General features: G+C 67.1%; 1 protein-coding gene. It reads right to left on the reverse strand.

Annotated elements, in window-relative coordinates; translation table 11 throughout:
• Positions 1 to 54: 54 nt before the first annotated feature.
• Positions 55 to 1,323: an IS256 family transposase gene (locus IM767_RS20535; RefSeq protein WP_194398969.1), complete on the reverse strand. Its 1,269-nt coding sequence runs from the start codon at positions 1,321 to 1,323 to the stop codon at positions 55 to 57.
• Between the last annotated feature and the right edge of the window lie 116 nt (positions 1,324 to 1,439).

Below are 1,439 nucleotides of genomic sequence, written 5' to 3' on the forward strand. Positions count from 1 at the left end.
GGTCAAGTCCCGTCGTGTGGTGTCATTCCTGCTGTTGCCTGGGGTGGTTGAGGGTCAGGCGGTGAGGTAGAGCTCGGGGCGGGCGGGTTCGGCTGTCTCGTGCAGGGTGTGGACCAGTTTGCGCATCGAGATGTCGGAGAAGTAGCGGCGTTCGCCGTAGCCCCATTCCTCGTGCTGTTCTTGGAGGACGGCGCCGATCAGGCGGGTCACGCTGCCCTGGTCGGGGAAGATCTGGACGACGTCCGCGCGGCGTTTGATCTCCCGGTTCAGGCGTTCGATCGGGTTGTTCGACCAGACCTTCTGCCAATGTTCGCGGGGCAGCGGGGCGAATCCGGTGAGGTCCGCCTCGGCGGCCTCGAGCATGCTGGCGATCTCGGGGAACGAGCCTCGGAGGCTGTCGGTGACAGCTGCGTATTGGGCGGTGACGGCCTCGGTTGTGGTCTGCGCGAAGATTGTGGAGATCAGCGCGTTGACCGGCTTCGACCGCGCCGACCCGAGCTTCTGGGTGACGTTCCTCGCGAAGTGGACTCGGCATCTCTGCCACCCACTCCCGGGCAGGATCGCCTTCACCGCGGCCTTCAGCCCGGCGTGCGCGTCACTGGTGACGAGGGTCACCCCGAGCGGGTCGGCGTCGGTCGCGACCTTCAGTCCCCGGTCGCGGAGGGAGCGGAGGAACTCGGTCCAGAAGTCGGTGGTTTCCGCGTCTCCGAGCGCCATCCCGAGGATCTCCCGGCGTCCTTCGCCGGAGACGCCGGTGGCGACGACGAGGGCTTGGGAGACGACGCGGCCGCGGTGGCGGACGTCGAGGTAGGTGGCGTCGAGGAACAGGTACGGGAACCAGGTGTGATCGAGGCGGCGGTGCAGGAACTCGTGCACGGACTCGTCGATCTCCGCGCAGATCCGCGACACCGTCGACCTCGAGATGCCGGTGTCGTTGCCCAACGCCCGGATCAGCTGGTCGACCTTCCGGGTGGAGACGCCGTCGATCCAGGCCTGGCAGATCACCGCGTAGAGGGCTTTGTCGACCCGACGCCGCGGGTGCAACAGGCTGGGGAAGAACGACCCTTCCCGCAGCTTCGGGATCGCAAGGTCGACCTCCCCAGCGGGGGTCGCGAGCGTCTTCGGGCGGGTGCCGTTGCGGCGGGTGGTGCGCTCCGTGGTGCGTTCGTACCGGTCGGCGCCGATCTTCACCGTCGCTTCCGCGTTGATCAGGTCCTGCAGGCCGGCCTGCAGCATCCGACGGAACACGTCCGAATGGGCCAGGTCGGGGTCGGCGAGGACTTCGCCGATCAGGGTCGACAAGGCAGACTGGTGCTGGGTCATCGTGGGATCACTCTTCTTGCTTCTTGGCGGAAACAGCTGGGTTCCCACGATGGCCCATCAACGTCTACGACGCCGAGGACCCCGCGGGAAGTGACACCACGCTATGGGACTCACCC

This window comes from Microbacterium ureisolvens (assembly GCF_015278315.1).
Taxonomy (GTDB): Bacteria; Actinomycetota; Actinomycetes; order Actinomycetales; family Microbacteriaceae; genus Microbacterium; species Microbacterium ureisolvens.

Coding starts and splice junctions, on each gene's coding strand:
- IM767_RS20535 (WP_194398969.1), bottom strand. CDS start 1,323: ATGACCCAGCACCAGTCTGCCTTGTCGACCCTGATCGGCGAAGTCCTC.